Raw genomic sequence first — 13,545 nt, 5'->3', positions numbered from 1 at the left:
GGGGGAAAGGATCATGGCGATGAAAATCGGTACTGACGCTTTTAAAGAGCGGGTATCACAGGGGATTGATAATGAATTTATGAGAGGCGCTGTTTCGGGTGCACAGGAGCGTCTGCGGACGCGGCGCCTAGAGGCAGCAGAAGAACTGGGAAACTGGGAGGAGTGGCGCTCATTATCAGAGGAAATCAGGCAGCATGTCCTTGAAAACCTTGATTTCTATCTTGGACAGCTTGCCGAAAATGTGGCGAAAAGAGGCGGACATGTCTATTTCGCGGAAACAGCGGATGAGGCGTCTTCTTATATTCGCGATGTCATTCAAAAGAAGAACGGGAAGAAAATTGTGAAATCTAAATCAATGGTCACAGAGGAAATCAATCTGAATGAGGTGCTGGAGAAGGAAGGCTGTGAAGTCGTAGAAACCGATCTCGGGGAGTATATTTTGCAGATTGATGATCACGATCCGCCGTCACATATCGTAGCGCCCGCCCTTCATAAAAATAAAGAGCAGATACGCGATGTGTTTAAAGAAAGACTGGACTATCAACATACAGAAAAACCGGAAGAGCTGGTGATGCATGCGCGCGCCATTCTCCGGAAAAAGTTTCTGGAAGCGGATATCGGCATTACCGGCTGTAACTTCGCCATCGCTGACACGGGTTCTGTCAGCCTTGTGACCAATGAAGGAAATGGACGGCTTGTGAGCACCTTGCCGAAAACACAAATTACCGTCATGGGAATGGAGCGGATTGTCCCGTCATTTTCTGAATTTGAAGTGCTTGTCAGCATGCTGACAAGAAGTGCTGTCGGACAGCGGCTGACAAGCTATATTACAGCTTTGACGGGTCCGAAGCTGGAAGGTGAAGTGGACGGTCCGGAAGAATTCCATCTTGTCATCGTTGACAATGGACGATCCAATATCCTTGGAACGGAATTCCAGTCTGTGCTGCAATGTATCCGCTGTGCCGCCTGTATCAATGTCTGTCCTGTGTACCGCCATGTCGGCGGACATTCATACGGCTCAATCTACTCGGGGCCGATCGGAGCGGTTTTATCGCCGTTGCTCGGCGGTTATGACGATTATAAGGAGCTGCCGTACGCATCTTCACTGTGCGCTGCTTGTTCAGAAGCCTGCCCGGTCAAAATCCCGCTTCATGAGCTGCTACTCAAGCATCGTCAGAATATCGTCGAAAAAGAAGGCAGAGCGCCGATCAGTGAAAAGCTTGCAATGAAAGCATTCGGACTTGGCGCATCCTCCTTATCGCTTTACAAAATGGGCTCAAAATGGGCGCCGGCCGCCATGACGCCTTTTACAGAGGACGAAAAAATTTCGAAAGGGCCCGGCCCGCTTAAAAATTGGACCCAGATCCGCGACTTCCCGGCACCGCATAAATCGAGATTCAGAGACTGGTTTGCGGACAGAGAAACAAGTGAACGCACGAAGGAGGAGCAGTGATGACAAAGGGAACCATTCAGAATCAAGAGAGCTTTTTAAACCGAATCGCATCCAGCCTTAGCCGTGAAAGAAGAACAGGAGGCGTGGCAGTTCCTGAGTGGGCGCATCAGCCGCAATATAAAACACTTGAAGGATATTCAGCGGATGACTTAGTCAAAGTGCTCAAAAACCATTGTGTCAAAATCCATACAGAGCTGATTGAAACGGATTCAACCGGCCTTTACGATGCCCTTCGCGAGCAAGTCAGCCGCTTTTCCGGAGGCCCTGTCATCATTCCGAAAGACCCCCGCTTTGAAGAATACGGACTGAAAAGCCTGCTCACCAAGGACTGGCCGAGTGAAGGAACGCCGGTCTGGGAGTGGGATGCTGACAAAGGCGAGGAAAATATCAAAAAAGCGGAGCAAGCCAATGTAGGGATTACATTCAGCGAAATTACATTGGCTGAGTCGGGGACGGTTGTCCTCTTCTCCTCAAAAGACATCGGCCGCTCTGTCAGCCTTTTGCCGACGACTTATATTGCGATCGTGCCGAAATCAAGCATTGTACCGAGAATGACACAAGCCAGTGATATCATCCGCCAAAACATTGCGAACGGTGTCACTGTTCCTTCATGTATCAACTACATTACCGGACCGAGTAACTCAGCCGACATTGAAATGGATTTAGTTGTGGGGGTGCACGGACCAGTAAAGGCAGCATATATTCTCGTCTCTGACCGCTGAACTCAGGAAGCCCGGCAGGCATATGCCGGGCTTTTTGCTTGTAAAAACTTCAACTTCCAATTTTTTGGCCGATGAGAAGAGTATGACTTGAAATAGGAGGAAATGCGATGAAAAAATGGCTGATCATAGCGGTTTCACTGGCGATTGCGATTGTTCTGTTTATGTATACAAAAACAGAAGCGAAGGCAGCCGGAATGACACTAGGCTACACGACTGGGGATACGGCTTCATACAATTCTCTTACGAAATATCATACATACATGAATGCCATCGCAACCGATACATTTGCGTTTGAAAAAAACGGACAAATCATTGGCGATGCCCCAAGCAAGCAGCTGACATATGCGAAAAAGAAAAAAATCAAGACATGGGCTGTCATTTCAAACTATAATGATGCCATTTATGACTTTGACGGAGATTTAGCGAGTCGAGTCATGAGTAATAAAACAGCGAAAAAACGATTCACAGATCAGTTAATTACACTGGCCAAAAAGCACTCATATTACGGAATCAATATCGATTTTGAAGCAGTAAATCCAGAAGACCGCGCTGCATACTCGAACTTCATTCAATATGTCTCACAGGCTTTGAATAAGAAACATATTAAAACAATGGTATCCGTTCCGGCCAAAAGCGCCGATGATAAAAATGATGACTGGAGCTGGCCGTATAATTATGTGAAAATCGGCAAATATGCCGACTTCGTACAAGTCATGACCTACGATGAACACGGCATTTGGGGTGAGCCGGGGTCAGTGGCAAGCACAAACTGGATCAAAAGCTCTCTGCAGTTTTCAGTCAAAAAGATCAAAGCCAATAAAGTCATCATGGGAATCCCTGCGTACGGCTATGACTGGGATGTAAAAGACGGAAGTACCAGCACAATAAGGGAATGGAATGAGCTCAAATCCCTCATCAAAAAACAAAAAGCAAAGCCGGCATTCAACAAAAAATCAGGCTCGATGACATTTTCTTATGTTGACAAAAAGAAGCATAAACATGTCGTGTGGTATGAAAACGAAAAAACCGTTCAAACGAAAAGCCATCTGGCAAAGCAATATAAAATAGCAGGTGTTTCAGTTTACGCATTAGGAAACGAGTCAGAATCCTTTTGGAAAGCCATTCGAAAAGGGACAAAATAACAGTTTCTTTTTTCTCTGAAGTTATTGACAGTTAAAAGAGAAGCACGTATATTATGTTAATATATTCAGATCATAAAATTTGAGTTTTTCAGAAAACTAAAACACATAGATTGGGAGCAGTAAAAGAAAGTGGTCAGAACAGAGAGCTGCGGGGTGGTGCGACGCAGCCTGATTCTTCTTTGAACTCGCCCGGGAGTGGTAAGACGGAACGGAATAGATTGAATATTCCCTATGTTTTAACGGCTAACCTTCGTTACAGGTCAAAAGCAGGATTCTTCATGAAGAATCAACAAGAGTGGTACCGCGGTCAGCCGAAGGCTCGTCGTCTCTTTATCTATTAGATTAGGTAGGAGACGGCGGGCTTTTTTGTTTTTGAAAACGAGAAGGAGAGGTAGAAGAGGATGAAAAACGACAATCAAACGTTAAAACGCACGATGACGTCCCGCCATATTATGATGATGGCGCTGGGCGGAGCAATCGGCGCAGGTTTATTTAAGGGGAGCAGCTCAGCAATTGATGTGGCAGGGCCATCTGTCATTATCGCATATCTGCTCGGCGGGATTATTTTGCTGTTTATTATGCAGGGGCTGGCGGAAATGGCTGTTCGAAACCGTAACGCCAGAACCTTCCGTGATCTTGTCCAGCAGGTATTGGGAAATTACGCCGCTTACTTTTTGGACTGGATCTACTGGAAAATGTGGGTGCTTAACATTGCGGCTGAAGCTGTTGTAGCTGCGATTTTCATTCAATATTGGCTGCCGGGCTGCCCGATCTGGGTGTTGGCATTAGGAATTTCTCTTATCGTCACGATTGTAAACTTGCTTTCTGTTAAAATCTTCGCCGAAACTGAATATTGGCTGGCAATGATCAAGATTACCGTTATTATTATCTTTATTATTCTGGGATTGCTGCTCTTATTTGTATCATTCGGTGATCATACAGCATCCGGATTTTCCAACCTGACAGACCACGGCGGATTTTTCCCGCACGGCGGCACAGGGCTGATCACGGCGATGCTTGTCGTCATCTACTCTTACGGCGGTACAGAAATTATCGGTGTAACGCTTGCAGAGACAAAAAATCCGGAAAAGGTTGTCCCGAAAGCTGTCCGCAGCACACTGACACGGATTGTCGCGTTTTACCTGCTGCCGTTTTTCATCATCGTCAGCCTGATTCCATGGAACCAAGTCAATTCCGTTCCGGAAAGTCCTTTCGTGATGGTCTTTAAAATGGTAGGCATTCCGGGCGCGGATCATATCATGAATGCAGTCATCCTGCTGGCGATCATTTCTTCTATGAATTCAGGTTTATACGGATCATCACGCATTTTGTATACACAGGCAAGTGACGGAAGGCTTCCAAAGGTCTTCTCGAAGCTTTCATCGAAAAACGTACCGATGTTTGCGATTCTGATGTGCACTTCTTCTCTCTATATTGGCGTATTGATTTCTCTGTTCGCAGGAAGCCAAACATTTAATTATTTAATGGGATCATTGGGATATACCGTTTTATTCATTTGGCTGATCATCGGATTCGCTCATTTAAAATCGAGAAAACAGCAAACGGAAACACCGGCCTATTATGTAAAATGGTTCCCGTACACGACATGGTTTGCGATTGTGGCATTACTCGCCATTCTGATCGGGGTCATCATGACAACATCAATTGTCATTACCGGCATTACTGCGGCGATCTACCTTTTGATTACAGTTGCATATTTGGTCAAAGGACGCAAGCATCAGTAAATAAGAAACCCTCTTGCCGCATCCGGCAAGAGGGTTTTTATTATTGTGCAGCTTTCTCGTTTATACCAATCGCCGCAGCTTTCTGCGCTTTTGATTTTGTATTCACGAGACAGATGCTCGTGACAATCAGCAGCAGCCCTGCCAAGAGGCTAAGGGTGAGCGGTTCATGCAGGAAAATGGAGCTGGCCACGATTGATATGAGCGGAATCAAAAAAGTATAAGATGCGACCTTGCTTGCTTCGCCTGAACCGACAAGCGTAAAAAAGACAAGCCAGCCGAGCGCGATAACGAATACGGAGATGAACAGCAGGCTCGTGATAAACGGAGCTGTCCATTGGATCGCCGAAAAGCTTTCTGTCCAAAAGCCGGATATAAGCAGAAACACGCTTCCGATCGTCAGCTGCAGAGCGACCATCCAGATGGAATCGACGCGGCTGCCTGTTTTTTTCATATATACCGTCCCGAGCGCCCAGCTGATTGCGGAGCCGAGAGCCAGCAGAACCCCCATGACAGAAATATGCCCGCCAAAGCCCGCAGCACTAATGACGGCTACTCCCGCAAAACCGAGGATGAGGCCGATCACTTTCATTACAAACATGGATTCGCCGAGCCACAGCCAAGAAAATACACCCATCAGAACAGGCTGGAAGAAGACGATTGCAGAAAACAGGCCGGCCGGAAGATAATTCAGCCCGATCGTTTGCAGGCCGTAGAATAACGTAATATTTAAAAGAGCAGAAACAAGATAAATCGGCCACGTTTCTTTTAAGCGTAATTTATGAATACGCGGCAGTGCGACAATGACTAATAAAAGCCCGCCGATCAGCGTTCGGATGCCCGCGAACAATAATGGCGGAGAATAGGCGAGCGCGGCTTTGGACAGCGGCCAATTGACGCCCCACATGATGACGAGAAATGCGAGCAGGAGAGCTGTCCGCGTTTTTGAGAGCTGCTTCATTGTTCATTCACTCCTTGTAGAACTTTTCCATCATATGATACGGTAGAACATAAGATAAATAAAATGAATCTTTTTTTATAAGGAGCATAAGTAAATTGTTATGACCATTACACAATTAAAGGTTTTTGTGAAAATAGCTGAAACGGGAAGCTTTACAAAAGCGGGTCAGGCGCTGAACATGACACAGCCAGCTGTCAGCCATGCGATTTCTGCGATCGAAGCTGAGCTTGATGTAAAGCTGATCATTCGTGACCGCCGCAATGGCCTGATGCTGACAGATACGGGAAAACAGATCTTAGTACACATCAGAGAAGTCTTAAAAGGCATTGAAAAAGTTGAGCAGGTAGCAGCAGCGGAAAAAGGGCTTGAACTGGGAACGATCCATATCGGCACATTCTCAACTGCCTCGGCTTATTTTATGCCGAAGCTGATCAGTGAATTTAAACAAAAATATCCAAAACTTGAGCTCGTGCTGCACGAGGGAACTGTAAATGAAGTCAAGGAGTGGCTTCATACGCGGATGATAGATGTCGGCATTCTTCTGTATCCAACAGAGGAGATGGAGTACATCCATTTGAAAAAAGACAAAATGGCTGTCGTGCTCAGGGACGATCACCCGCTTGCCAGTCATTCGGCCATTACGCTGAAAGATCTTGACCATGAACCGATGATCGTCTGTGACGGAGGCTATGAATCACCATTTGTCGATATGTTCAGGCAGGCGGGCGCTACGCTGCACCCAGCTTTCACGGTCTATAACATCAACACCTCGATCAGTATGATCAGAGAAGGCCTGGGTCTCGCGATTTTATCAGAAATGTCCATGTCGGGGATGCCGCTTCCGGAGCATGTGGTGACCCGGGAATTGGACCCGCAGGTATACCGTGATGTGCAGCTTGCTGTTCCGTCGCTAAAGGAGGCTTCTCTGGCGGCTAAGCTCTTTATTGAGATGGCTAAGGAGCTGTTTGGAGCAGAATAGCGGGCCAAACCGTTCGTTTTACATTGTTCGAATTTCATCGAATCAAATTCTTTTATTCCTGAATGCAGTTGTGTTATGGTGTGATAGAAGTTCTTTCAATCATGACCTGACAGCTTTGGGCTGTTTACTGATAACACATTTGCAAAGGAGAACAATATGTCTAACAACCAACGCAAAGATACCTTGCTTTCTGTCTTGAATTTATCTCCGGTTGTTCAGGGAGGAACGATTGCAGAATCATTCCGAAACAGCATGGACTTGGCGCGCCGGGCAGAGGAATGGGGCTATCACCGTTACTGGCTTGCTGAACATCATAATATAGAAGGTGTTGCAAGCTCCGCCACTGCAGTTTTGATTGGCCATATTGCCGGAGGCACGAAGAAAATCCGCGTCGGTTCCGGCGGCATTATGCTCCCGAATCACTCTTCATTAGTCATTGCTGAACAATTCGGCACACTGGAAACACTGTATCCCGGGCGGATTGATCTGGGGCTTGGACGTGCGCCGGGAACAGACCAATTGACAGCCAGAGCGCTCCGCAGAAACATCAACAGCGGGGAGGATTTTCCAGAACAATTAGAGGAACTGCGCAATTATTTTAAACCGTCAGGAAATGTGCGCAATCAAGTTCGCGCCATTCCCGGAGAGGGCATAGATGTGCCGATTTGGCTGCTGGGCTCAAGCGGCTTCAGCGCCCGTCTGGCTGGTGAACTAGGTCTTCCGTTTGCCTTTGCCGCTCATTTCTCACCGGCGAATACGGTTCCTGCATTGGAGCTTTACCGCAATTCCTTCACGCCGTCAGACGTGCTCGACGAACCGTATGCGATGGTCGGTGTCACCATTATCGCGGCAGATACAAACGAGAAAGCGCAGCACCTTGCGACTTCGCATTATCAAAGGTTTCTTGATCTTGTCCGCGGTACGCCGAACCAGCTTAAACCGCCTGTTGAGGATATGGATCAAATCTGGAGCCCGTATGAAAAAGCGATGGTCAATGAGCAGCTGAGCTCCACGATTGTCGGAGGTCCGGAAGAAGTGAAGGCGAAGCTTGAAGATTTCGTCAAAACGACACAGGCTGACGAAATTATGGTTAACTCAGAAACCTTTGAACACGCAGACAGAATGCGTTCGTTTGAAATCATCGCTGACGTTTGGAAAAACAGATAACAGCTATAAAAAAAAGCAATGTAGCGGGGAGACCCATACATTGCTTTTTTTATTCATTCAGTTTTCGTGCGGACTGGCGAATGATCAACTCAGGCTCAAATATGACATCCTCTTGCTTCGGCTTTTTATGCTCTAAGCAGTCAATGACATATTTGGCGGCTGCTTTTCCAAGCACTGATTTCGGATGTTTGACAGAGGTTAGTTTCACTTCTGAGATTTGGGCGAAATGTGAATCATCATACCCGACGATAGACATATCTTCCGGCACTTTAAGATCCATCTCCCTCAGCATATCAATCACCTTCAGCGCAATTTCATCGTTATAACAAAGAATGGCTGTCGGCATGTGCTTGCTGTTTTTCTCCAGTGTGGCTTTTACTTTCTCCAGAAGTTTTGATTCTTTTTCTTCCGTTGTAAATGTCACGATCATATCCGGAGAAGGAAACAACTCACGCTCCCGGTGCGCCTGTATAAATCCGTTCATCCGTTTCACGCCTTGTGTGTCATCAGCTTTAAAAATACCCATCATATGCGTGTGGCCGAGAGAAAGCAAATGCTCCGCCGCCATCATCCCGCCTTTCACATCATCCAAGGTAAAACTTGGCGCGGCAAGCTCGGCATATGACGCGTTAATCATCGCAAAAGGAATGCCGTTTTTCTCCAAGTTCAGATAATAGCCGATGTTTGGGGTTTGAAGGGCGCTTTTTGTCGGTTCTACGATGAGTCCGTCAATATGCTGGGACAGCAGGTTTTCTAAGCCTCTTCTTTCATTGTCCGGGTTGTTGTTTGTGCTTGTCAAAAGCATAGAATACCCCTGCTCGCTTAAATAGGACTCGATTCCTCTGATGATGCTCGGGAAAATATAGTCTGATATGTAAGTTGTCAAAACACCGATCGTTTTATTGGAATGCAGCGCTGACTTAGCAGAGCGTGAAGCGACAAAGGTGCCTCCGCCTTGCACGCTGTACAGCAGACCTTGTGATACGAGGTCTCCGATCGCTTTGCGGATGGTATGCCGGCTGACGCCGAATTGCTGCATTAATTCGTTTTCGGTAGGGATTTTTTGATCGGGCAGTATTTTGCCTTGATTAATCCAAGAACTGATTTCTTCTTTTACTTGCGCGTATTTTGGTAACATATCCATTCCTCCAAAATGTATACGGACAAATTTCAGTATATCACAGCGTTCTTTGTAAGAAAACATTGACAGAAAATGCAAACAAGATTATTCTATATTTGTACGTACTAATTAAATGTAATTTTCGTTAAATTTTAATATAAGTACGTACAATTGAAAATCATAATGTAAACGCTTTACTCAACATTCGGGAGGGCAGGGAAATGAAGAATACTCCAACTCAATTAGAACCAAATGTTCCTGTAACACGAAGCCATTCTATGGGATTTGTCATTTTGATCTCATGTGCGGCGGGGCTTGGCGGCTTATTGTATGGCTATGACACGGCAGTGATTTCTGGCGCTATCGGTTTTCTGAAAGATTTATACAGCCTGAGTCCGTTTATGGAGGGACTTGTCATTTCAAGCATTATGATTGGAGGAGTTGTGGGCGTCGGGATATCCGGATTTTTAAGTGACAGATTCGGCCGGAGAAAAATTTTAATGACAGCCGCTTTGTTATTTGCGATATCAGCAATCGTTTCAGCACTTTCTCAAGACGTGTCCACCTTAATCATTGCAAGGATTATCGGGGGGCTGGGAATCGGGATGGGCTCATCGCTCTCTGTTACGTATATTACAGAAGCGGCACCGCCCGCCATACGCGGAAGTTTATCTTCCTTATATCAGCTCTTTACGATACTGGGTATTTCCGCAACATACTTTATTAATCTAGCTGTGCAGCGGTCCGGAACATACGAATGGGGCGTGCACACCGGCTGGAGATGGATGCTTGCTTATGGAATGGTGCCGTCCGTCATCTTTTTCCTTGTCCTGCTCGTCGTCCCGGAAAGTCCGAGATGGCTGGCGAAAGCGGGCAAAACAAATGAAGCTTTAAAGATCCTGACACGTATTAATGGAGAAACTGTTGCAAAAGAAGAATTAAAGAACATTGAGAACTCTTTAAAAATAGAACAAATGGGGTCGCTCTCCCAGCTGTTTAAGCCGGGACTCAGAAAGGCGCTTGTCATTGGAATCCTGCTGGCGCTGTTTAACCAAGTCATTGGCATGAACGCGATTACTTACTACGGGCCGGAAATCTTTAAAATGATGGGATTCGGGCAAAACGCCGGATTTGTGACGACTTGTATCGTCGGGGTTGTAGAAGTCATCTTTACCGTTATTGCGGTATTGCTGATTGATAAAGTCGGACGAAAAAAACTGATGTCCATCGGTTCTGCTTTTATGGCTATTTTTATGATTTTAATCGGGACGTCGTTTTATTTTGAGTTAACAAGCGGGATCATGATGATCGTCCTTATATTAGGTTTTGTCGCTGCTTTCTGTGTCTCGGTCGGACCGATCACATGGATTATGATTTCTGAAATCTTCCCGAACCATCTGCGTGCGCGGGCCGCGGGCATTGCGACCATCTTTTTATGGGGAGCAAACTGGGCGATCGGACAGTTTGTGCCAATGATGATCGATTCTTTCGGGCTCGCCTATACATTTTGGATCTTTGCGGTGATTAACATCTTTTGTTTCCTGTTTGTCGTTACGATCTGTCCGGAAACGAAGAACAAATCGCTCGAGGAAATTGAAAAGCTTTGGATAAAATGAAAACGCTTTAATGAAACAGCCCTTTCTACGGGAAGGGCTGTTTATATTGGGATGCACCATTTGGCGCTTTCTGTATAAGATAAAGATATATAGGATAAAATATTGCTGGATAAAACGACGCGGCATGAAAACTCTGCGAATATTGTCGATGAATTGGCTCTTAACAGTTGAATAAACAATTCCACCCTGTTAAAATAATTAAAGAAAGCAGAAATGATTTTTTTTGGCTATGACGGGACGTTTTTTGTCATAGCGGGACATATAATGTCCAGCAAAAAAGGAAGGAACGTTTGAGTCATGAACCAGTTAATACAAGCTCAAAAAAAATTATTGCCTGATCTTCTGCTCGTTATGCAAAAGAGGTTTGAAATCTTGCAGTATATCAGGCTGACAGAACCCATCGGGCGAAGAAGCCTGTCTGCCAGTCTCGAAATCAGCGAGCGTGTGCTGAGGGGCGAGGTTCAGTTTTTAAAGGAACAGAACCTGGTCGATATTAAGACAAACGGCATGACATTGACAGAAGAGGGCTATGAACTGCTTTCTGTTTTGGAAGATACGATGAAAGATGTTTTAGGTTTGACTCTTTTGGAAAAGACATTAAAAGAACGTTTAAATCTGAAGGATGCCATTATCGTATCCGGAGACAGCGATCAATCCCCATGGGTCAAAAAAGAAATGGGAAGAGCGGCTGTCGCATGTATGAAAAAAAGATTTTCAGGCAAAAATATCGTCGCTGTAACTGGCGGTACGACAATTGAAGCTGTCGCCGAAATGATGACGCCGGATTCTAAAAACCGCGAGCTTTTGTTTGTGCCTGCAAGAGGCGGTTTAGGCGAAGACGTGAAAAACCAGGCGAACACCATATGCGCGCATATGGCGGAGAAGGCTTCAGGCACTTACCGGCTTTTGTTTGTTCCGGGACAGCTGTCACAAGGCGCCTATTCATCTATTATTGAAGAGCCTTCTGTCAAAGAGGTGCTGAAAACCATTAAATCAGCGAGTATGCTGGTTCACGGAATCGGCGAAGCTAAAACTATGGCTCAGCGCAGAAACACGCCTTTAGAAGACTTAAAGAAAATAGATGATAACGACGCGGTGACAGAAGCGTTCGGCTACTATTTTAACGCGGACGGCGAAGTGGTTCACAAAGTGCATTCTGTCGGAATGCAGCTGGATGACATAGACGCCATCCCCGATATTATTGCGGTAGCGGGCGGATCATCAAAAGCCGAGGCGATCGAGGCTTACTTTAAAAAGCCACGCAACACGGTTCTCGTCACAGACGAAGGAGCCGCAAAGAAGTTATTAAGGGATGAATAATCCCTCAATATAAATATCTCTCACTTATTTAAAGGAGGAAACAATCATGGCAGTAAAAGTCGGTATTAACGGTTTTGGTCGTATTGGACGTAACGTATTCCGCGCAGCATTAAACAATCCTGAAGTTGAGGTAGTAGCGGTTAACGATTTAACAGATGCTAACATGCTGGCTCACCTTTTACAATATGATTCTGTACACGGAAAATTAGACGCTGAAGTTTCAGTTGACGGTAACAACCTTGTTGTTAACGGCAAAACAATTGAAGTTTCTGCAGAACGCGATCCTGCTAAACTTAGCTGGGGCAAACAAGGCGTTGAAATCGTAGTTGAATCTACTGGTTTCTTCACAAAACGCGCAGACGCTGCGAAACACTTAGAAGCTGGCGCGAAAAAAGTAATCATCTCTGCTCCTGCTAACGAAGAAGATATCACAATCGTTATGGGTGTTAACGAAGATAAATACGATGCGGCTAACCACGATGTTATCTCTAACGCATCTTGCACAACAAACTGCCTTGCGCCGTTTGCAAAAGTACTTAACGATAAATTCGGCATCAAACGCGGTATGATGACAACTGTTCACTCTTACACAAACGATCAGCAAATCCTTGATCTTCCGCACAAAGACTACCGTCGTGCGCGTGCAGCAGCTGAAAACATCATCCCAACATCAACTGGTGCTGCTAAAGCAGTTTCTCTAGTTCTTCCTGAACTAAAAGGCAAACTGAACGGTGGAGCAATGCGTGTTCCAACTCCAAACGTTTCTCTAGTTGACTTGGTTGCTGAACTGAACCAAGAAGTAACAGCTGAAGAAGTAAACGCAGCTCTTAAAGAAGCGGCTGAAGGCGACCTTAAAGGAATCCTTGGCTACAGCGAAGAGCCATTAGTTTCTGGCGACTACAACGGAAACAAAAACTCTTCTACAATCGATGCTCTTTCTACAATGGTTATGGAAGGCAGCATGGTAAAAGTAATCTCTTGGTACGATAACGAAAGCGGCTACTCTAACCGCGTTGTTGACCTTGCAGCTTACATCGCAAAAAAAGGTCTTTAATTTATAGCTGAAAAAGGACCTGACTTGGTTCTTTCGAATAGAAGCGCTATAATGAAAGCGGACAAGGGAAGGGGACGGACTCCCTTTCCCTTTTTCCATGAAGACCGGCTTTCAGAAAACGCTCTGTGATAGAGAAACGACCGCATTTTAAGCAGCTTTGCCGGCGCTTTCGCCTAAGGCCGCTGCCCTGGCTTTTAGACGAACTGCCCTGTGCCGAAAAAGACTGCGATCTGCCCTAGCGGAGTTATCGCTTGAACAGACGGTTTCAC

The 13,545-nt window shown here is 45.8% G+C and carries 11 protein-coding genes and 1 other annotated feature; of the genes, 9 read left to right on the top strand and 2 right to left on the bottom strand.

Translation table 11 applies throughout. The annotated features are described in order from the left end of the window. Nucleotides 1-13: 13 nt before the first annotated feature. The 4 genes from lutB to KXZ66_RS17930 all read left to right on the top strand — a co-directional run bounded on the left by lutB (nt 14) and on the right by KXZ66_RS17930 (nt 5,062). Nucleotides 14-1,453, top strand: coding sequence for a lactate utilization iron-sulfur protein LutB (gene lutB, locus KXZ66_RS17945; protein WP_041850520.1), 1,440 nt, complete (start codon nt 14-16; stop codon nt 1,451-1,453). Further along, nucleotides 1,453-2,175 (top strand): lactate utilization protein LutC, encoded by a 723-nt coding sequence (gene lutC / locus KXZ66_RS17940; RefSeq protein ID WP_021480629.1) that lies wholly within the window; start codon nt 1,453-1,455, stop codon nt 2,173-2,175. Before lutB ends, lutC begins: the two co-directional genes overlap by 1 nt. 107 nt (nt 2,176-2,282) lie before the next feature. After that, nucleotides 2,283-3,317, top strand: coding sequence for a glycosyl hydrolase family 18 protein (locus tag KXZ66_RS17935; protein WP_041850521.1), 1,035 nt, complete (start codon nt 2,283-2,285; stop codon nt 3,315-3,317). 97 nt (nt 3,318-3,414) lie between these two features. After that, nucleotides 3,415-3,650 (top strand) — a binding site (T-box leader). Between the two features lie 68 nt (nt 3,651-3,718). Next, a complete protein-coding gene (locus tag KXZ66_RS17930; protein ID WP_003228313.1) occupies nt 3,719-5,062 on the top strand; it encodes an amino acid permease in 1,344 nt (447 codons plus the stop codon). Nucleotides 5,063-5,102: 40 nt separating this feature from the next. On the opposite strand, the gene KXZ66_RS17925 is transcribed toward KXZ66_RS17930, so the two are convergent. Next, complete coding sequence (locus KXZ66_RS17925) at nt 5,103-6,020, bottom strand: DMT family transporter (RefSeq protein ID WP_046160857.1); 918 nt, start codon at nt 6,018-6,020, stop codon at nt 5,103-5,105. Between the two features lie 100 nt (nt 6,021-6,120). On the opposite strand from KXZ66_RS17925, the gene KXZ66_RS17920 reads away from it, so the two are divergent. Both KXZ66_RS17920 and KXZ66_RS17915 read left to right on the top strand, forming a co-directional pair. Then, nucleotides 6,121-6,999 carry a LysR family transcriptional regulator gene (locus KXZ66_RS17920; protein WP_003228316.1) on the top strand — a complete coding sequence of 293 codons (879 nt, stop codon included), beginning with the start codon at nt 6,121-6,123 and terminating at the stop codon, nt 6,997-6,999. 156 nt (nt 7,000-7,155) lie between these two features. Continuing rightward, entirely contained in the window at nt 7,156-8,166 is a 1,011-nt protein-coding gene (locus tag KXZ66_RS17915; RefSeq protein WP_003228318.1) for an LLM class flavin-dependent oxidoreductase, read from the top strand. A 49-nt stretch (nt 8,167-8,215) separates the two neighbouring features. Here KXZ66_RS17915 and araR read toward each other — a convergent pair whose 3' ends face one another. After that, nucleotides 8,216-9,304 carry an arabinose utilization transcriptional regulator AraR gene (araR, locus tag KXZ66_RS17910; RefSeq protein WP_003243070.1) on the bottom strand — a complete coding sequence of 363 codons (1,089 nt, stop codon included), beginning with the start codon at nt 9,302-9,304 and terminating at the stop codon, nt 8,216-8,218. Between the two features lie 203 nt (nt 9,305-9,507). Here araR and araE point away from each other — a divergent pair, with 203 nt between their 5' ends. The 3 genes from araE (at nt 9,508) to gap (ending at nt 13,276) form a co-directional block, all read left to right on the top strand. Further along, nucleotides 9,508-10,902: an arabinose-proton symporter AraE gene (gene araE / locus KXZ66_RS17905; protein WP_049140433.1), complete on the top strand. Its 1,395-nt coding sequence runs from the start codon at nt 9,508-9,510 to the stop codon at nt 10,900-10,902. A 297-nt stretch (nt 10,903-11,199) separates the two neighbouring features. Continuing rightward, complete coding sequence (gene cggR / locus KXZ66_RS17900; RefSeq protein WP_153257029.1) at nt 11,200-12,222, top strand: gapA transcriptional regulator CggR; 1,023 nt, start codon at nt 11,200-11,202, stop codon at nt 12,220-12,222. A gap of 46 nt (nt 12,223-12,268) precedes the next feature. Continuing rightward, nucleotides 12,269-13,276: a type I glyceraldehyde-3-phosphate dehydrogenase gene (gap, locus tag KXZ66_RS17895; protein ID WP_003219957.1), complete on the top strand. Its 1,008-nt coding sequence runs from the start codon at nt 12,269-12,271 to the stop codon at nt 13,274-13,276. The last annotated feature ends 269 nt before the right edge of the window (nt 13,277-13,545 follow it).

Source organism: Bacillus sp. LJBS17, assembly GCF_019334685.1.
Classification (GTDB): domain Bacteria; phylum Bacillota; class Bacilli; order Bacillales; family Bacillaceae; genus Bacillus; species Bacillus subtilis.
This window is presented reverse-complemented; position numbering and strand designations above follow the sequence as displayed.